This window comes from Aliiglaciecola sp. 2_MG-2023 (assembly GCF_030548145.1).
Taxonomy (GTDB): Bacteria; Pseudomonadota; Gammaproteobacteria; order Enterobacterales; family Alteromonadaceae; genus Aliiglaciecola; species Aliiglaciecola lipolytica_A.
Window position 1 is genome coordinate 252,048 of record NZ_JAUORY010000004.1, and the last position, 20,042, is coordinate 272,089.

Below are 20,042 nucleotides of genomic sequence, written 5' to 3' on the forward strand. Positions count from 1 at the left end.
TAGTTTCAGCTTAACTATTTCGAAACTTTAGAGGTATTAAACCAAACGAATTTGGTGCTTTAATCTATAGAACAGCACTACGTTTTCGGAGCTCTTTTACTTTCAAATTGATGCCAAGAAAGAACAGATGTCCTGAGCAAAAGCCAAGCTTTTCTAAGCGGATCAAGCGCATATATGCCTTGAATTTTCCGTCCATTGACGAGAGACTTTTGAGTTAGTTTATAGTATCTTCCGACAGATAAAATTGGTCGTTTCTAACGCAGTAAAATACCAATTTCCGCTCAATATAATCATCAATTTTATCGCTAATTTCTCGTTTTCTTTTGTCAAGTGAATCTAAGGTTGAATCGATTTTATCCAAAAACATTTGACGCATTTTAGGAATACTTCACCGCACACACCTGCGAGATTTTTAAGGTGATGAAGTGACTCTTTGACGCGTTTTATAGACCAATTTAAAGGCATTGAAGTTGCGTTACTGATCGCATCAGAAAGCTTAATCAACTTGTGATTTTTAATCACATTTTTAGCTTTTTCTAATTGCTCTAACCTGCGCTATTGTTAACTCAATGGCATCGTATAACAGTTCGGAAATAAGCAAATCTTCATCACTATGCCCGAACTTAATCAGTAAAGAGGTCACCTTGATTAGATCATTTACAATAAGAGTGTGATCACTTTTACGACGTTGATATGCTTGAGCTTTAGCTGCCAGTCCTAGTCAGAAAAGGAATCGTTTTGCTACAGAGAATTGATTATCTATATAGGTTCTTTCCGCAGAAATTAGGGACGCAAATCACATAAAAATAAACAACCACCAATATCAAAGTTATCAAGCTCTAAATAAGCGCAATTTCATCTATGTTGAACATCAAACTTTGATACATTAATCACTCATTGTAGACATATATGTATTCATCAGTTTAGACATTTTTTTAATTCCCTGATCTAAAAATAGGCATATTTCTGAATATCATTCCCCCTGCTTTAAACTTAAATTTTGAATTGAAATAGTATTAAAACCGTACACAAGAGCGACCCAACCAAGCCAAAAAAACACTATTAATCATTTTCGAATTTCAGTAAAAATAACTCTAAATAGGCGTTATTTGCTTCATATTGTTAGCTAAGATGATTATAAATTATTCTTTGCTCGTGCATAATATTGGCATCCAAGATCGAATGCCATTTAAGTCTTATGCGGCTTCAAGGTTGTCCAATAGCTTTCTTCCGAAACACTGCACTTCCTGGCCAGCAACAACTTGAATTGCTTTAATGTATTCAAGCTCATTAAGATCTCCCATAACCGAAACTAGAGGATCTGTATTGAAGATGACCTCTTTAAAAACAGGGCTTAATTCTGGTATATGACGGTCTAGAAATGACTCAACCTCCTGCCCTAACTCAAGAAACGTGACATCTTGTTTTTCTCGCATGTCAAAACGTTTCGACGGACCTACACAGTTAATAAAAAGTGAATAAACCAAGCCAAAAATGATTGCATAATCCCGCTCTGTTTGAGAGCTAAAGTCAATACAAACTATGTTTGAAAGAAATCGGTTTATTGAAAACTTTAACCACGTATCGAATAAAATGCCCTGCTCTACTCGCATCATTAGACGCCCTTGTGCTACTGATATTAACTCACCTAACTGTTTCGAATTCACTTCGTTTAATAGCTCATTTGTACACTGTATTCTTGCACTAATGTAACGATTACTGTCAAAAATAAATCCTAGTGACTTTAATGCTACTTCACTAGTCACAAGTCGACACTCCCTTATTTTCCAACTACCATTTGCGCGTCTCACAGCTTCAATAAAAACAAAAGCACCAACAGAAAAATCTAATCTCTCTATGCATTCACAAGCAGTGCACATCTTGATCTTGCTTTGCCCGTCAGTAAAAGTTAACTCATAAAAGAAACCTTCTAATAAGTCATAGTGAACTGCATCTAAAATTCGATATACGCCCTTGATGCAACTGTATTTTTTAAAAGCTGAGATTGGTAGTTGATTTGAGTAATACTTCATAGATTTACCTCTAGTTTATTGAATAATTTGTTGGCGATACTGCCGTCAAAACGAGTTAAATTTGGGACGTATCGACTATAAGTCTCGAATAATATCTGCGTATTTTTATGACCTAACTGCCTTGATATCCACTCGGGGTTTTCGCCTGAAGATAACCATAAAGTCGCAGCGGTATGACGAGTGTTGTATGGCCTTCTTCGGGTTAAATTGAGGCGTTCAAGAAGCGGATACCAAATAGACTGAGTGATAAAACTTTGCGTCAGTGGTTTGCCTTTACGATGAAAAACGTATGCATGATTGTTGTTTTTTTCCGCTATACGATTTAAGGCTGCATGAATAATATCTGTCATATGTATCACTCGATCTGAACTCTGACTTTTTGTGCGCCCCACTACACCATCTACTATCGACTCGTTGATGATTATTTGTCGCTCTAAAAGCTTTATATTTTCCCAACGCAAAGCATGGAGTTCGCCGGTTCGTAGCCCAGTGAAAAACCTAACAATGAAATAGTCTTTAAATTCACTAGCAACACCGTTTATGATCTTTTCAACTTCATCCAAACTAAACGGAAGTACCGTTTTCTTTCGCACCTTAAGAGGGGTAATTTCGAGTGCTGGGTTGGAAAAAGCGAATCTATTACTTGCTTCAGTTAAAATGCTGCATAGCAACCCTATGACCCTATTAACGTAGCTTGATGACAGTTGTAACTGAGAGCTTTCATTAGCAGTATTATTTGAACCTATCAGCTCAGATCGAAACTTTAAAATGTCAGCCTTTTTGATATCACTTAAGAAACAGCTTCCAAATTTATCGTTTAGCTTAGTGCTAACTAGATAACTGACTGTTTGCCTATAACTTAAGCGCCAACTTGGTGACATTTCATTTATCCACTGTTGCGAAAAATTATTGAAGCGCTGAGATTCGCACCGGTGGTTTGTATTACCAAAGAGGTGTTGAGCTTTTCTGCTATTGGGAAAAGTCTCCAGATAATTAAACATATCTAAAGTTATTTCTGCATCCATTTTAATTATTAACCCTTTAAGAATGCGTCGATTACTAAGCGTATCACTCAGCCTCGTTTGCTCACGACACCTCACCCCTTTATATCTAAAATCAATGTATAACCTTCCTGTTTCTTTTCTCACATTAACAGTTGCCATCACCACACCCCGAAAGTATCATATGTGATACATTTTAGTATCATTATTGATACTTGTCAATGTGTTTTTTCTTACCTTCCATTTTTAAGGTATCATTAGCTAAATACTATTGGTTGTAGTGGCAATGATTAGAATAAATTTAAAACAAAAATTATTAGAAAAAGCGGCGGAGGATGGTAATAGTCTTACCATTGATGAGGTTGCCGAAGCTTGCGGTATTAGCCGAATAACCTTGTTAAGAATAAAAAGCGACCCGTTGCGCCCAACTAAAACGGATATAATAGATAAACTATGCAAATACTTTAAATGCCCAATTGAAGACATACTGACATTTGAAGATGAAGATTAAACAGGTGAGACTAAGCTTTGCTTTAACTGAATGCATATATAAAACTAAATTTTGCAAATCTACACGATTATAAAGTTGGATTTGTACTTACAGCAGTTCAACAACTTCGTGAATACTCATTAACGGAAATAGGCTAGAAGTATTTGTGCATCTGCTTGTGGCCGAAGTCAAACTAATATTGAACGGCAGTTTTGTGCCAATAGTGGTCTTATAGAAGAACTTCTCTTACTGGCAGCTTTGAGCCTAAAAGCGGTCGGTCGAGTGTTGAACGTTACTGAGATGTTTGTTTCATTTGCGGGTCGTCATTCGACCTTGATTGAATTGGTGGTAATTGTAGTATTCCGGACAATCAGCTTCTTATTGGTGAATACACAATTCAGTAATCATTTTCAGTTGTTTTGAATTTCCAGACGAAGAGCACCGTATTTTCTGCAATACGGTGCCCAACAATCACACTCTGGTTAATTTGGAGTGCATCATCCGATACAAAATAGGCAAAACCACCAATGTTAGAATGGTGGACGAGATGATCCCGCCAATCACCACCGTTGCAAGCGGTCTTTGCACTTCAGCGCCAGTCCCGACATTAAGTGCCATGGGAATAAAGCCTAAGCTTGCTACCAGTGCTGTCATCAAAACCGGACGCAATCTTGTGATAGCTCCGTCAACGATTGAGTTAATTAAGTCACCTGTTTCTAGTACTCGCTGTTTAATAAATGACAACATCACTAGGCCGTTTAGTACCGCAATACCAGAGAGCGCAATAAACCCGACTCCGGCAGATATAGACAGTGGCATGTCACGCATCCAGAGCGCGAAAACACCTCCTGTTAAGGCTAAAGGCACACCAGTGAAGATGATCAAGGCATCACGAAATGAGCCAAACACGACTACCAGTAACACAAGTATCAGAAAAAGCGTGGCAGGCACCACGATAGACAGTCGCTGACTGGCACTTTCAAGCTGCTCAAACGTGCCACCATAATCCAGCCAGTAGCCTGCTGGGAGTGAAACCTGTTCGGTTATTTTGATTTTTGCTTCGTCAACAAAGCTCCCTAAGTCGCGCTCTCTGACATTGGCGGTAACCACGACTCTGCGCTTACCGTTTTCTCGACTGATTTGATTGGGAACAGACGAGTACCCCAGCGTAGCGACTTCTGATAACGGCACAAATTCCCCATCCGATGTAATGATAGGAGTGCTGCCAATGGCATCTAAATCTGTGCGGATACCTTCACCAAATCGCACAAGCAACTCAAAGCGTCTATCTCCCTCAAAAATTAAGCCAGCAGTATTACCACCGATAGCTGACGCCAACCACTCCTGCAAATCGGCCACGTCCAATCCATAACGTGCCAACTCGACTAGCTTAGGGTTGATAGTGAAGATAGGGATATCATCGACCTGTTCAAGTCGTGCATCCGCCACGCCGTCAATTGATTGTAAAACCGTTAAGATGTCGTTTGCAGAAGCAACCAGCGTGGTTAAATCATCTCCGAAGACTTTTATACCAAGGTCAGCCCTTACCCCACTTATCAACTCGTTAAAACGCATTTGGATAGGTTGGGTAAACTCATAGTTATTGCCTGTCACCGCTTGTAAATCTCGCTCAAGGGTTTCCACGAAATCAGCTTTTGATAGGTTAGGATCAGGCCACTGCGCTCGTGGTTTTAGCATCACAAAGGTATCGGTTACGTTGGGCGGCATCGCATCGGTAGCTACTTCTGCGGTACCGGTTTTCGCAAACACTGTGAGTACCTGTTCGTATTCCATCAAGGTAGATTCAAGTGTTTTTTGCATTGCGACGGCTTGTTCAATACCTGTGCCCGGTATTCGCATGGCGTGCAGTGCGATGTCTCCTTCGTCAAGCTGGGGAACAAACTCAGAGCCTAATCGCGTTGCCAACCATAAGCTGCCCACTACCAGCACGACTGAGCCGAAAAGCACTATCCAGCGTAATTTCAGTGCAAGATTAATGATAGGACGATAGGCGGATTTAGCTGCAACAATAATGAAGCTTTCTTTCTCACTGACTTTACCTGCCATAAACATCGCGACTGCCGCCGGTACAATGGTAATGGAGAACAGCATCGCTGCTATCAGCGCCATGATGACCGTTGCCGCCATTGGTTGGAACATCTTGCCCTCAACGCCTGTCAATGAGAACAGCGGGATATACACGACAGTAATAATCAATACACCGAATAAGCTAGGACGAATGACTTCGTTGGTCGCTTGAAAAACCAGTTCTAGCCGCTCTTTAAGTGGCAAGACTGTGCCTGTGCGTTTCTGAGACTCGGATAACCGCCTGATACAGTTCTCTACGATGATCACCGCACCATCGACAATTAATCCAAAGTCCAATGCGCCAAGGCTCATTAGGTTGGCAGACACACCTGTATTAACCATCCCTGTAATGGTCGCCAACATCGCCAGCGGTATAACTGCCGCAGTGATGAGCGCGGCGCGAATATTGCCAAGCAATATGAACAAGATCACTATGACTAATAACGCACCTTCTACTAAATTCTTCTGAACCGTTTCGATAGCTTTATCGACCAATAGGGTACGGTCATAGACTGGCTCAATGACAATACCATCAGGTAAGCTGGATTGAATGTCCTTCACCTTTTTGGCAACGGATTGGGCAACGGCTCGTGAGTTTTCGCTGACTAGCATCATTGCTGTACCTAAAACGGTCTCTTCACCCTCCTGCGTTGCCGCACCCGTTCTCAGCTCCTTACCAATAACTACACTGCCAATGTCTTTCACCGCAACGGGGACAGTATTAATGCGTTTTATTACCACATTTTCTATATCGCTAAGTGTCTGAAGTTGACCTTGTGAGCGCACCAGTATTTGTCGCCCATTTCGCTCAACAAACCCCGCCCCCTGATTCGTGTTGTTTCGCTCCAGCGCACGATGGATATCACTTAGACCAATGTCAAAATTCAGCATTTTCTGTGGTTCAGGATTCACATGATATTGTTTTACGAAACCGCCAATGGCGTTGACTTCAGTGATCCCCTTAACCAGTGCGAGCTGCGGTTTTACGATCCAGTCGTGTATCTCGCGAAGCGCCGTTGCATCGTACGGCTCACCGTTTTTTTGCATGGTATTTTGCTTGGCTCGCAAGGTATACATGTAGATTTCACCCAACCCAGTAGCGATAGGTCCCATTTCAGGCTCTAACCCTTCAGGTAGCTGACTTTTGATTGCACCTAATCGGGTATTGATGAGATTACGTGCAAAATACAGATCAGTGCCTTCATCAAATACCGCTGTTACCTGAGATAGTCCGTAGCGAGATAAAGAGCGGGTGTAGGACAGGTCAGGTAATCCCGCCAGTGCTGTTTCTACTACGAATGTGATCCGCTGCTCGGTTTCCAAAGGCGAATAACCCGGTGCTTGTGTATTGATTTGCACTTGCACGTTGGTGATATCGGGTACCGCATCGATAGGTAATTTTTGATAACTGAATATCCCCATGCCCAGCACAAGGAAGATCAACATTAGCATTATCCCTCGTCGCTCTATGGATAAACGTAAAATGGATTCAATCATGTGTTCGTCCCCCAATAACTGAGACGCATGACCAAGTAAATAGCATTGAGTTATTAGTGGTCATGACCGGCCTCCGACTTTTCTAAATCGGCTTTAAACAGATAGCTGTTCTGGCTGACAATCACATCTGCAATGTGCAGACCTGATAACACTTCAATATTGTGGTTATCTTGTTGACCTAAGGTAACGGGCACGGGACGGTATTCGCCACCTTCTTTGACAAACACGACAGAAGCCCCCTCAAACTCTTGAATCGACGTTTTAGGCACCATCATGGCGACATCAAATTTGTTGATTGTCACAAGCCCTTTGATAGCCGCGCCAACCGGCCACTGACCTAAGGTATTAGCTATTTTGGCATACGCCAATATATACGGTTTTTCATCTGGTGAGGGTAAGATATGTTGGATAGTGGTGTCTAACGCTGCCCCTGACAGGCTAAGCTGAACGGGTTGCAGCTCTGCAATATCTGATAGCTGTTGTGGGAAGACTTTAAGCTGTGCCCACACGTCATCATAGTTTGCGATTGAAAATAACACTTGGCCATTGGATAACTCGCCTTCATTGGCATGTCTGGCAATCACGGTGCCTGAAAACGGCGCGGCAACAGGGTAACTTTTAAGGCTTTCGTTGGATTCAACGACTGCTAGCGTCTCTCCTTTTTTAACTTTGTTACCTAAATTTGCATTGACCTTGGTCACCATACCGTCGAATCGTGCACGCACATGACTCAGTGAAGCAGGGTCGGTCACGATATTTCCGTAGACAGTGGTGGTAATAGTGAGGCTACCCGTTTGCACACTTTGCGTCATTATGCCCATTTTTTGCGCCATGCTATCTGACATGAATACGCGCTCCCCCTTATGGGCTTCCTCTTTACCATGTTCGCCTTCTGATGCTTGTATTGTGGTGCTTGAAAAAAATCCCAAGGCACTACAAACAATGAAAACTAACAGAGTGTTTTGCTTCTTAATTAATATATTTTTGTTCATTTTGCTTTACTCGAAAAAGAGGTGTTGATCGTATCCACAAGAGGCTGTGCAGTCAGTGATTCGATATCTGCACCACGCTGATGAGCTTGCTTCGCTGATTGAATTAAGGCTTGTTTGGCATTGAGTAGTTCTTGACGTGTACTCACCCATTCAAGGTAGCTGAATCGACCGTTTAAATAGGCTTGTTCTACTAATTCCAGCGCTTGGACTAAGGGTGGGATAATAGAGTTTTGCAGTGTCTGTACATTGAGCAGCGCATTGTTTCTGACCATCAAGGCCATATTTAGCTGATGGTATAGTTTTTGTGTCGCTGACTCTTTTTGTTGTACCAGCTGTGCCTGAATTGCTCGCTGTTTTTCGTACTCGCCAAGGTTTCGGTCACCGGCAAACAGAGGCATACTCAGGCCTGCTACAAAGGCTGTTTCATCTATGCCATTCATGCGCCTGATACCAGCCGTCCAGCTTAAATCCGATTGATTAGCTGCTTGAGTAAGACGGACTTGAGATGCCTGCAATCTCGATTCTTGCGCATAGACCTCAAGATTGGGACTGTCCAATACGGTGGTAAAAAGCGCGGTTAACGAAGGAGACGATTGCAGCGCAAATAAGTCACCCTCCACATCAGTAAAAGAGGGATCTTTTTCCCCCCACATAATAGCCAGACTATTTATCATGGCTTGCTTAGTTTGCTGTGCGGTCACCACATCCAATCTGGATCTTGCTAAAGCTGCTTCAGCGCGTTTCTGTTCAAATGCAGGGGAAGCACCTGCATCCACGCGTTTTGTGACAGCTTGATAGGTATATCGAGCAAGAGTTTCTGTATCTTTTTGCGCGTCAATTAACGCTTGTTGCGCCAATACATCGATGTAGCGACGTGTCACTTCAGCCAGTACATCCAAGGTGTCCACTTGTTTTTGTGCTTCGGCGAGGGTTGATTGTGCCTTAGCAAACGCCTTACGTGAGTTAAGTTTATTGCCCAATTCAATGACCGACGACAATGTGAGAGTCAACTCGGTGTCCTTAATGCCTGAGACCTCGCCTGTTCCTAAGAAGTTTTCCACTTCAATACCTACGTTGAGGGCTGGTTTAAGAGACGCAGTTTTAATTTCTCCCTCAATCGCTTGTTGCCTATATGTGAACTCATGCAACTCAGGCGAATTCGCTAATGTTCGCTGTATGGCACTTTGCAAGGTCATTTCGCGATTGGTAATACTGTTTGTTTGTGCTACGACCACAGTGTGTGTTGTCAAAAGGACAAGCATCGTGGAAATCACCCAAGCGTGCAAACGCATAGGGCGTCTCAATGAAATATGCATCATTGTTTTATTCCTAAATTATCAAAAATATATATCGCCAAGCTGCTGGCGAACGGTGTTTGATTAGTTCAGGGTTATGCTTTAGGTGGGCGTAGTAATTGCGTGACCGGTGCATCTACTACTTTTGATAAGTAATAGAAGCCGTGATCGGTGGCAACAGAAGCAAGTTCAATTGCGGTGTTATTTCCAAGCCATTGGGCATGGGTTCCATGACAGTGACCACAATGGTGGCAATCAGCAGGATTGTGAGAAATATCTACGGTGGCGTTATCAGTATCAAGTAGTTCGTTAGATTGCAGTTGAACATGCGTCTTCACAGAAGCTGTGTTATCTCCTGCCTGATGTTCATGTATTTCGCCTAGATGTTGCGAGTCGATAGCATGAAAATCCAAGGACTTGGCGACAGCAGAAAACGACTGAAAAAAAATCAGCGAAATCAGCAGGTAACTTGTCACCCTTACACTAAACATATCTATCTACTCTCATCTTTTTAATATTAACAGGTAATCTAACTAAGACCAATCAACCAACCTAAACAAAGCATTTCAATCGTTATATTACTCATCACGACAATCTTCATTGGCAAATTCAATTTCAATGGTAGTGTGCACAAAATCAAACTCATCAAGGCCTTGGCGAAGTTCGTCTTTAAGTGTTCTCAACTGAGAAACCGAAACATCTTGTTTCAACTCCACATGTGCCGTCATGACGCTATGTTCACCGTCCAGAGACCAGATATGAAAATGATGTATATCCGCCACATCATCAAATGACATGAGCACTTTACGCACTTCCTCCATCTGCTTAGCATCTGGCGTGGCTTGCAGGAATAACAATAAGGTTTCTTTTAGATTTCTAACTACATTGAATATAATGAATAACGTGAAGCCAATGGATAAGATAGGATCTAAAATTGGCCATGGCTTAAACATCAGCACAATCGATACGATCAGCACTGCCACCCAACCCAAAACATCTTCAAGCAAATGCCAGTTTAAGATACGCTCGTTTAAGGAGTTCCCTTCGCTAAGTTTATACGCAGCAAATCCATTAACGGCGATGCCAAAAATTGACAGGAGTAACATGCCTTCGACTTGCGGCATTTCGGGTGCTGAAAGCCTTGGGATAGCTTCGAATAAGATCCATATTGAGCCAGTCGTTAACACTAACCCGTTGATCAATGCACCAAGAAGTGAAAAGCGTTTATAGCCATAGGAAAATGTATTGGTTGCTTCTTTATCACTGAGTTTATTTAAGCCCCAAGCAGTACCAATGGATAAACTATCGCCCAAATCATGCACTGCGTCGGCCATTATAGCCGTGCTGTTTGTCAGCCATCCGCCGATAAATTCAATGATAGTGAATACGACATTCAAGAAAAATGCCCAGCCAATACGTTTTGATGCGCTGTTATCACTTTGACTGTGGTTATGATTATGCATGGTTGATTTTGTCCAATATCGCTTGATTTTCAGCGTTGATTGGCAGTCGCTTAAAAGGGCTGATGTCAGTGCCGCCTGTATTCCCTTTAGGTACAAGGCCGATAGCTGTTTTGGTTGCAGCACCAGCTATTCTTATTACTTGTCCAAAAACGGCTCTCCAATCTTTGTTTAGAAGAACATGTCGCAGCATTTTATAATGAATTAAACAATGGTAATAAGTAGAGTGCTGACCAATTACATGCGCATCCTCCAGCGCTGCAAATGCCTGCCTCTCATTATTGTTAGACATTGCATCTGAGTAATCTGTCAATTTGGAATCGATATGCGGCTTAACGGCTTTATTGTGTGTCATAGTGGCTCACCCACTTTACCTTTCTGTACTTCGTTATTAATTACTTCCTGCTTGGCGTCTTTCAGGATCATCCACGCTCCGCGCAGCACGACAATCGACACTATACAGCCGATAACCAGATCCGGTACTCTGCTATCAAGCCATACCACTAAAACTCCGGCCATGATGACACCCATGTTGGCAATGACATCGTTAGCTGAAAAAATCCAGCTAGCTCGCATATGTACTTCGTCATTTTTATGATTTCGAATAATCATCAAGCAAGCGACATTTGCAATTAGGGTAATGAAACCCATTCCTATCATTAATGATGAGATAGGCTCACTGCCCAAAAATAATCTTCTGGTAATATCAATGAGAATGATCACGCCCAGCAATAACTGAAAGTAACCACTGACTTGTGCAGCTTTGGCTTTGTGAAGTATAGATTTACCCACAGCATAAATACCTATGCCGTAAACAACCGCATCCGCTAGCATGTCCATAGAGTCTGCTATCAAAGCAGTAGAGTCAGCCAAAATACCCACGGTCATCTCAACGAAAAACATCGTCGCATTGATGCCGAGCAGCCAATATAGAACCCGTTTTTGTGAGGCATCTTTAATTTCCACTTCACAGCCGCATCCACTCATTGTCCAACTCCTATTCCCAAAAGTATAGCTACAGTGTAAAGTCTATACCTAGTATAGGGTCAACAGCACAAAGGCACGTTTATGAAAATAGGTGAGCTATCAAAAAAAAGTGGGTGTTCTATTCAGACGATCCGTTTTTATGAAAAACAGAATTTGTTTGAGGCTTGCAATCGCAGTGAAGGCAACTACAGAATTTACGACGCATCATCGTTGAGAGCACTGCGATTCATTAAACAATGTCGCTCATTAGATTTGACCATAATAGAAATTAAACAGCTGTTGGATACAAAAAATAATCCCGATAAAAGTTGTTCTAGTGTAAATAATTTGATCCATCAACATATGGTTGACGTCACACATCGCATTGCAGAGCTTGAGGAGCTAAAACTTACCCTATCTGAGATGGCCTCGGCATGCACAGATGATAGAAAAGTTAAAGAATGTGGGGTATTGCAGTTGCTTGAAGAGTGATACTTATATCTACAAGTCTTGTAGTTTTACGTTTGCCTAAGGTTTCATAATGGTACATGGTTCGCTAATTGATATTAGATAAAGTAACCAATACACAATAAATAGCTACGTCCGCTATCTTGGGCAAAGCAGCCGTTCGACTGAGGTAGGTCGAATGTCCGTTGATCGCTCTAAGCTGTCATTCCATGCGCTAGTTTGACTATACTATTTCGAACGCGTTCAATACCAGCTTCAGTCGAAAGTAAAGAGATTGGAGCAACAGAGCCTAACCCTATATTTTTAGTAACTAACCAAGATTTTGCTCCTTCGATTGTCCCAAAATAGTCAATGACTTCACTTGTGACCTTCTGTAAATCATCTGATAGAGAATCACCGTAAAACAAATCATCCAATTCTAACTCTGCTTTATGCTGTTTGTTCATTACATTCTACTTTTTAAGGGCTTATAAAGCACTTAGAGATGCTTTTGCTTGAAACTAGTCAGGTTCTTTCGTTTATTACCCTCTTTGGCGATAATCTATCGAGAGGCGACATCAACGCTCTAAAAGACCTGTGTATAGGCTATAAAATAGCACATTATTTGTACATTTCGCAAAGGTGTTTGAGTTATTTGAATTCCAAGGTTGGAAATCACTATTTAAACCCTAACCTGGATAAGCCACGCCTCTCACTAACGCCATTTTACTGCCTATTGGCGCTGCGCTTTCTAGCAATAGCCAACTATTACGCGTACGCGCGAAAATGCTCCTTGATCCCCCCTAAAATTATGTCCTCGAGATAACAGGTAAACAAATGCTCTTGATTGCTTACTCCTTATCTCATTAATATATCAAATGAATATCGCTCAATATTCGTATGCAATGAGCACATAACCTAAACAATCTAAGTGTAGATAGTTTAGGTTAAAAGACTATATATCGATCGAAGCCGAATTTCGACTGAGTGACTAAAATAAGGCCAAATATGATTTAGCCTTATAAAAACTTAACTCCTTGCAGCCTCAGCTAAAGATTTAAAAAAGTTCTCTAGATCTTCTTTCAGCCAGTATTTCTTAGCACCAAGTTTGAACGGTAGTGGAATAATCCCACTTTCAATATATCGCCTGATAGTAGATTCCGATATCCCCAACTCTTTTTTTAATTGATGATCTGTAATTAAGTTCATTTTCATAATCCTTACGAAGTGTTGTTCGTCATCATTGACAAAAAGAATTCTATCGTAATATTTGAATTATACATCACACAGTGAAGAAAATAATTAAATTTATATTTTTCAACAACTTAAACAAATCCCAAAGATTAGTTCGATGAGATTTAAGTCGTTTAATTCATTGAAAATTTAATGATGTTAGTTCCCAAATTATCAAAATGAAAAATTTACGGAATTCCTCATTAGTAGCTTGTGGAAACTAAAAACTGTGTAGCTTGTGGTATTTTGTCAAAAATGTGATATCGCTATTATGAATATCTATCAGATAAATAATTGAACGATAATGCCAATGGGCAAATTTGTATAAATAGCTCAAAAATATGAGTTAGATATTTAGTTAAATACAAATTTAAATAAAAGATTATATTGGATAACGAGATGAATACTGATCCCCCGTTAATGGGGTAGAGCCAGTTTTTTTGAGTGGCCCTTAAACGGCCCCTTATAAGAAAAGTAATATACTTTTGATAGTGATTACTACGCCATGGAGTAAATAGAATTGGTCGGTGTGAGAGGATTTGAACCTCCGACCCCTGACACCCCATGACAGTGCGCTACCAAGCTGCGCTACACACCGACCGAGCTGCGCAGTTTACTTATTTTTCGACACTTTGCAACGGCAAATATCGTTTGAGTGGCCAACTGGTAGGTGTTTGAGCGTTTTTTTTGGATTTTTGTTGCTGGAATGAGAGCTATTTGTAAGTGGTGCTTAAAAAACGTTCAAAAAACCCCGTTCGAAAACGGGGTCTTTGATCTTAATATTTTGCAAAAGACTAAGTCATTAGTTCTTTAGCCACTGCTTTATAAGCTGCTTAATTAACACTCCGTCCACCAGCTTAAAATTCTGTGGAGCATTGGGCAGTCTATTTCGACCATCCTGCACGACCAATAACCCGTCGGGTAAATTCGCTCCTAAGCTTAATGATGTAATTTCTAAACCGTCAGTTTCAGAGACACCGTCTATTCCAGCAGTTAAATCCATATCAATCCGAAAACTGCCTAAATAACGATTATTCTGATCCAGTGCAAATACGCCGAAGCTGTTGTTTCCTTGACTAGATGCGACTAAATAACGTTTCCCATCCATGTTGTAAATGCCCATTCCCTCAACATCAGCAACAAAGTTACTAGAGGTGGTAGCGATTAACCTAGCTCCTGCTTTAGTTGGACGTGCGCTAATCTGCCAAACCCCAGTGGATTCTTCACCATAGTAGAGTTGCTGATTAGTATCATCGGCAACACAGCCTTCAGGTTGACTTGGTACTCGAAATTCCCTGATTAATTTGGCTCCAACCTCATTGTTGTTTGGCTTTAATAAATACTGCTGAAAACGTCCATCGGTGTCATTTATAAAAACATGGTATTGGTCTTCTTGCTGATACATACACAGGCCATAAACATCCGCTAAATCCGTTTTAATATCAGACAAAAATGACATTTCACCGCTATCTTGTTGCAATGCAAACAAGCTAATGCTATTAGTGGTGCGATTACTGGCCGCGGCTAAATCGAAAGTTCGGTTACCTAATTTAAAACCATACCGAATATCCACATTATTCACTCTGCCTACATTGAGTTCCTGGAGTAAATTACCTTGCAAGTCATATAACATCATGCCCTGCTTTTTATTGGTACCTAGTATGCGACTTTGTTCTGGCGCGGCGGAGTTTATCCAAATTGCCGGATCATCAGCGGCATCACCAAATACCTGCATAGGTTCTGTTTGTGCAAATGGAGTAACGCTGCCAAATTCAGATGCTTGGATTTCTCTGTTTGTAGTTGAGATATTCAGTTGTGCTCGAGAATACGCTGAACTTTGATCATCAAAAATCCCTAATACCAAGTTCGATGATTGCAATACACCATTGCTTGTTTCTGGCTTATCGGCACCGGTTAACGGAATAAAATGAGCATTTGCGTTATTCCCAGCCTCGACATGCCAGACTCCTTGTTGATCCGGAGCGCTAACCAAAACATCGCCATTATCTAATACATCAACATGGCTTACTTCCCCTTCCATTGGCCCAAAAGGACTCACCGCAATCACAAGTTCACGAACCAATTCAGCTTCAGGATCTGCTGGGTAGCGCCAAAGACCAATATTCTCTTCAGCCAAATATACAATACCGGCTTCGTCATCAGCTGCACAACTTTTGGTTTGTAGCGTGCCGATAAATTCATGGACAGGCACATCAACCAAGGTTTGATTTTTGGCATCAACCACTATTCGTTGTTCCACTACTCCTTTGGCATCAGCTATGAAAACTGACAAATGCCCTTGCGGCATTTGATACCAGCAAAGAGCTTCTACTTGTCCTTCGGGTTGCGATAACCTAGACATCAATGATAGTTGCTGAGTTTGCCAGTCCAAACCTAACACTAGGATTTGTTGCAAGTTATTATCTGTAGTGGTAATTAATCCGTATTCTTTATTGTCTATCTGGATATTGTCACGCCAGTCAAGCATTTCCATGTTACCGGAAAAAGTACTAAGCAACTGACCTTGGTCATCAAGTAATAGAATGCCTTTAGTCTCACTGGTCAATAACCAATATCGCTTTTCATCATGCATAATGGGCAGCGCAGATTTACCCGCAAGATTATTAACTGAATCGCTAAATAAAGGGGTAATCTGATTTATCGAGGCACTTGATTGTGACGTCGTTTGACAGGCACTTAGAATGCAACACGCGGCAATCCACAGGTAAATTGATTTCATCTTTATTCCTTATCCATGCTGTAGTGATAGAGACGCTCGCCAGCGGCACTGATGAATTGAATTAGCATGTTACTGTCTCCAACCGAAACAGTTAAAAATCCGGCTTCGCTTTTTGCGTACTGTGTGAACACTCGCTGTTGAACCGGGCGCAGTTCAGAACCCGCGCCAGATACAAAATGTTCAACCAGTTTTCCCGCTGGGCGATTATGTTGTAAATCATGTTCGTGACCAGCGAAATAAGCATCTACTTTATATTTTTCAAATATAGGTTCTAAAACCTGCTGAATCCCTTCTGTTTTGCCAAATCGTTTACCGCTGGAATATAGAGGATGATGACCAATCACAATATTCCATTTGGCTGTTGAGTTAGCTAATTGTTGTTCAATCCAACGTAATTGTTTTGCACCATCTGGTTTTTGTGTTTCGGCATATTTAGCGCGATTTTTGTATTCCGGATTAAGTGGATTGGTATCAATAAATAACACTAACATTTCAGTGTTTTTACCTACCTTAAAGGTTTTAGCATAATACGCAGATGGAAACTCCCAACGTCGACTGCGTTTTGAGTAATCAATTTGCGCTTGCCAATTTCCACGGTAATCATGATTGCCTAACGTAGGATACCAATCTTCAAATAAATTAGGTCCATGGTATATCTGTTCAAATGAGGTTTGCCAATATGGATCATCAACCGAAGCCACACCATTTGAGTAAAAGTTATCACCGGTGGTGGCAATAAATTCGCCGTCGATTTGCTGCATGACCACATCCATCATATCAGCCACAGGTTGCTGCTGATAATGCCCATTGCGGCCCCAATCACCTAACACCAAAAAGCTAAAGCTATCTTTTGGCGTTGCTAAGGCTTGCACATGGTGTTTCTTATAAAAGTTTTGATCGTGAACCTGCTTACTGAAGGCCGCAATCGAGGTGACACTTAAAACGACTAATATTACATATCTAATAAACATTGTTATTCCAAACTACGAGATGAGATAAACCAGCACAAAATACTAAGGCTCGTTTAACTTAGGTCGTGATACGACGGTATAAAAGCTCAGTAGCGAACATTTAACAAATGTTCGCTACCTTAAGGCTATAACATCCAACTAAATCCAAGTTCAAAGGTACGACCGTACTCTTCGTATTGTGCATTAACACTGCGTTGGTCAAAATAGTTGTAGAAACCTTCGTCAGTAATATTTATCGCGTTAAAATACAGATACATATTTTGCTCAATAAAGTACTTACTAGTGAAGTCTAATTGCTGATGATTGTCTTCCATGCGAATCAGATCACCGTCAATTTCTTCTAAGTTTTCACTTTTGTATGTCATGGTTAAACGCAAACTAACCAAGTTGCTTTCATAACCTACGGTGAAATTACCAATTTTGTCAGACTGATTAGGCAATGATGTTTCAAAGCGTTCACCGTCTAATAAGGTTATTGCTTCGGAGCTTGAGAACGTCCCATTGGCGGATAGCAAGAGGCCATTATCGAAGGCTTTTACCCAAGAAAGTTCGACACCGCTGACCTTAGCAGACTCACCATTAATGGGTTGCATGACTTCGTCAAACCCATCCCATTCAGGTAAATCAGCAACGTCGGCAACGATCACAAAATTATCGATATTTTTATAAAAATACCCTGCTGACAGCACCCCAATATCACCAGGGTAATACTCTAAGGTTAAATCAAAGTTATCCGATTCAAACGGATTAAGTTCTGGATTACCAACTTCAGCTTCACGCTCAGTAATGAACACGCCTTCATCTTCTTCTGTTTTAGATTCAATGATTTGGTACGCAGCTGCATCTTCAAATTTAGGCCGAGAAATGGTTTGTGTAAAAGCCGCTCGAGCAATTAGTTTTTCGGTGAATTCATAACGCATATTCAAACTTGGCAAAAGATGATCGTAACTTCTTTCACTATTCCAAGGTGTATTAACGACTTCTTCAACGTCAGTTTGCTCATTTTCGATTAACTCTACGCGCATACCTGATGTATTGAAATCCGTATCCTCGTATCTGACCCCAGCCACTAGGGTCAATTTTTGCCATTCATAACGACCCATAATATAAGCCGCAAAAATATCTTCGTTACTCACATATGACGCCCCATTGGACTCAACTTCTGAATCAAGTTCCGCTAATTCGAAGCCCGCACCATTTTGGTTGAAGTAGTTACGTAGCCCTGCACGGTCTAAACCTGGTCCAAAACTGCCTAATCCCCAATCAGGCTGCGCGGCTGCGAACATAGTGGGATCTATGCCATCAAAATCACCGTCATAGATGAAAATATCAGCTTCTGTGGTTTTTTCACGAGCACGATATTTTGCGCCAAACTTCAATTCAAATGACCCCTCTTGCAAGTCAAACATGCGGGTGAAATCCGCTTTGAGCATAGTTTCAGTGTCTTCAGCCAGGCTCTTTTCCAAACTCACTTCATCTAGCTCATAATTAGCCAAATCCATCGCCGCAGCATCTTGAGTTATTTGCGGGATCTGTCCTTGCATATCCGAATCGATTGCCATATTTTCACCCACGAAGGTGTAATACAACGCTTGCGGATCATCCTCATCTGCTTTTGAATAACCCAGTTGATATTCAACCAACCAATCATCTAAATGATGTTCTGCACCGGCTGAAATAGATAAAATCGTTTGGGTTTCTTCACGGTCTTTGCTCCCTCGTTCTATCTCGGAGTCTTCTCCATCGAACGTAAAGGTATTCGCCATCCGGTATTCGTCATCAGCGAAACGGCTATAAAGAGTGCGTAAATAGTAACGATTGTTGAAATCAGGACGGAAATCCAAGTTGACAGCAGCACCGATGCGCTCCCTTGAAATGCTGTAGTAACGTTGTTCTATCTCATCATCACCGTTGGATTCAATGTTGTCAGAGCCAAAATCACGCTTTGCATATGACAGTGCCGCAGCAACACCAAATACGTCATCAAATACATTGGTCACACTGCCTGATATTTTTGGACTTGTTTCGTCTCGCAACTGGTTTTGACTGGCCTGTACATTAATACTGGCGCTCGTGCCTTGGCGGTCAAAAGCGCTTAAGCTTTTCACTTCAATTGACCCACCGATAGCGTCTGCATCCATATCAGAGGTAACTGATTTTGACACCTCTAATCCTTGAATAAGCTCAGAGGGGATCACATCCAACGCAACAGAGCGCACACCACCTTCAGGAGAAGGCACATTGACACCATTGATGGTCACATTATTAAGATTGGGATCAATACCTCGAATACCGACAAAACGTCCCTCCCCTTGATCACGTTCAATGGATAAACCTGGTAAACGTTGCAATGCTTCAGCGGCGTTCTGGTCTGGGAATTGGCCAATCGCATCTGCCGATACAATCGACTTAATGCTGTCAGCGACGCGCTGCAAATTGATCGCGCTTGCCTGCCCTGCTCGCTGTCCATAGACAATCACGTTTTCTAACTCTTTAGCTGGCGCAGCCAAGCTAATATCTTGCTGAAGAATTTTTCCACCACTGATAATCACTGGCACTTCAATTGTTGGAGTACCTAGGTATTTCACAACTAAGGTGTAGTTACCTTCAGGCAAATTTGCGAAACGAAAACTTCCGTCTCGCTTGGAAACGGTGCTTTGTCCCAATTCTTTGATATTGACTTCAGCCCCTTGAATATAGCTAGTCTGGCTTTTGTCAGTGAGTAAACCTTGAATTCCGCCTTCATCAGCTAAAGCAGATTGACAGGAAAGTGCCGCGAAGCACGCCAAGGCTAAAGTGGTTTTTATCATTTTCATTGTAAGTTCTCTG

16 protein-coding genes and 1 tRNA gene are annotated in these 20,042 nt (G+C 41.5%); 2 read left to right on the top strand and 15 right to left on the bottom strand.

From position 1 onward, the window contains the following. Positions 1–1,196 precede the first annotated feature (1,196 nt). Both Q4567_RS06445 and Q4567_RS06450 read right to left on the bottom strand, forming a co-directional pair. Positions 1,197–2,033: a hypothetical protein gene (locus Q4567_RS06445; protein ID WP_303499786.1), complete on the bottom strand. Its 837-nt coding sequence runs from the start codon at positions 2,031–2,033 to the stop codon at positions 1,197–1,199. Next, positions 2,030–3,196, bottom strand: coding sequence for a DUF3596 domain-containing protein (locus Q4567_RS06450; protein ID WP_368509176.1), 1,167 nt, complete (start codon positions 3,194–3,196; stop codon positions 2,030–2,032). The genes Q4567_RS06445 and Q4567_RS06450 overlap by 4 nt, the downstream gene beginning before the upstream one ends. Positions 3,197–3,320: 124 nt before the next feature. Between Q4567_RS06450 and Q4567_RS06455 the strand changes: the two genes are divergently transcribed. Next, positions 3,321–3,545 (top strand): helix-turn-helix transcriptional regulator, encoded by a 225-nt coding sequence (locus tag Q4567_RS06455; protein ID WP_303499787.1) that lies wholly within the window; start codon positions 3,321–3,323, stop codon positions 3,543–3,545. Between the two features lie 450 nt (positions 3,546–3,995). On the opposite strand, the gene Q4567_RS06460 is transcribed toward Q4567_RS06455, so the two are convergent. From Q4567_RS06460 to Q4567_RS06490, 7 genes are all read right to left on the bottom strand, one after another. Beyond that, positions 3,996–7,109: an efflux RND transporter permease subunit gene (locus Q4567_RS06460; protein ID WP_303499788.1), complete on the bottom strand. Its 3,114-nt coding sequence runs from the start codon at positions 7,107–7,109 to the stop codon at positions 3,996–3,998. 53 nt (positions 7,110–7,162) lie between these two features. After that, positions 7,163–8,101 (bottom strand): efflux RND transporter periplasmic adaptor subunit, encoded by a 939-nt coding sequence (locus Q4567_RS06465; RefSeq protein WP_303499789.1) that lies wholly within the window; start codon positions 8,099–8,101, stop codon positions 7,163–7,165. Further along, on the bottom strand, positions 8,098–9,420 hold the full coding sequence (locus tag Q4567_RS06470) for a TolC family protein (protein WP_303499790.1): 1,323 nt from the start codon (positions 9,418–9,420) through the stop codon (positions 8,098–8,100). The genes Q4567_RS06465 and Q4567_RS06470 overlap by 4 nt, the downstream gene beginning before the upstream one ends. A 71-nt stretch (positions 9,421–9,491) precedes the next feature. Next, complete coding sequence (locus Q4567_RS06475; RefSeq protein ID WP_303499792.1) at positions 9,492–9,887, bottom strand: hypothetical protein; 396 nt, start codon at positions 9,885–9,887, stop codon at positions 9,492–9,494. Positions 9,888–9,974: 87 nt separating this feature from the next. Then, positions 9,975–10,859 (bottom strand): cation diffusion facilitator family transporter, encoded by an 885-nt coding sequence (locus Q4567_RS06480; protein ID WP_303499793.1) that lies wholly within the window; start codon positions 10,857–10,859, stop codon positions 9,975–9,977. Further along, on the bottom strand, positions 10,852–11,211 hold the full coding sequence (locus Q4567_RS06485) for a DUF3703 domain-containing protein (RefSeq protein WP_303499794.1): 360 nt from the start codon (positions 11,209–11,211) through the stop codon (positions 10,852–10,854). The genes Q4567_RS06480 and Q4567_RS06485 overlap by 8 nt, the downstream gene beginning before the upstream one ends. Beyond that, entirely contained in the window at positions 11,208–11,843 is a 636-nt protein-coding gene (locus Q4567_RS06490; RefSeq protein WP_303499795.1) for a cation transporter, read from the bottom strand. The genes Q4567_RS06485 and Q4567_RS06490 overlap by 4 nt, the downstream gene beginning before the upstream one ends. 81 nt (positions 11,844–11,924) lie before the next feature. Here Q4567_RS06490 and cadR point away from each other — a divergent pair, with 81 nt between their 5' ends. After that, positions 11,925–12,314: a Cd(II)/Pb(II)-responsive transcriptional regulator gene (gene cadR / locus Q4567_RS06495; RefSeq protein ID WP_216052016.1), complete on the top strand. Its 390-nt coding sequence runs from the start codon at positions 11,925–11,927 to the stop codon at positions 12,312–12,314. A 170-nt stretch (positions 12,315–12,484) separates the two neighbouring features. Here the strand turns inward: cadR and Q4567_RS06500 are convergent, their stop codons facing one another. The 6 genes from Q4567_RS06500 to Q4567_RS06525 form a co-directional block, all read right to left on the bottom strand. Next, a complete protein-coding gene (locus Q4567_RS06500) occupies positions 12,485–12,736 on the bottom strand; it encodes an MbcA/ParS/Xre antitoxin family protein (RefSeq protein WP_303499799.1) in 252 nt (83 codons plus the stop codon). Positions 12,737–13,298: 562 nt separating this feature from the next. Continuing rightward, positions 13,299–13,478, bottom strand: coding sequence for an AlpA family transcriptional regulator (locus tag Q4567_RS06505; RefSeq protein WP_303499800.1), 180 nt, complete (start codon positions 13,476–13,478; stop codon positions 13,299–13,301). A gap of 545 nt (positions 13,479–14,023) precedes the next feature. Beyond that, a tRNA-Pro gene (locus Q4567_RS06510) sits at positions 14,024–14,100 on the bottom strand. Positions 14,101–14,304: 204 nt separating this feature from the next. After that, a complete protein-coding gene (locus Q4567_RS06515; RefSeq protein ID WP_303499801.1) occupies positions 14,305–16,242 on the bottom strand; it encodes a phytase in 1,938 nt (645 codons plus the stop codon). 2 nt (positions 16,243–16,244) lie between these two features. After that, positions 16,245–17,213, bottom strand: coding sequence for a tartrate-resistant acid phosphatase type 5 family protein (locus Q4567_RS06520; RefSeq protein WP_216047029.1), 969 nt, complete (start codon positions 17,211–17,213; stop codon positions 16,245–16,247). 125 nt (positions 17,214–17,338) lie between these two features. After that, entirely contained in the window at positions 17,339–20,029 is a 2,691-nt protein-coding gene (locus tag Q4567_RS06525; RefSeq protein WP_303499803.1) for a TonB-dependent receptor, read from the bottom strand. Positions 20,030–20,042: the final 13 nt, after the last annotated feature.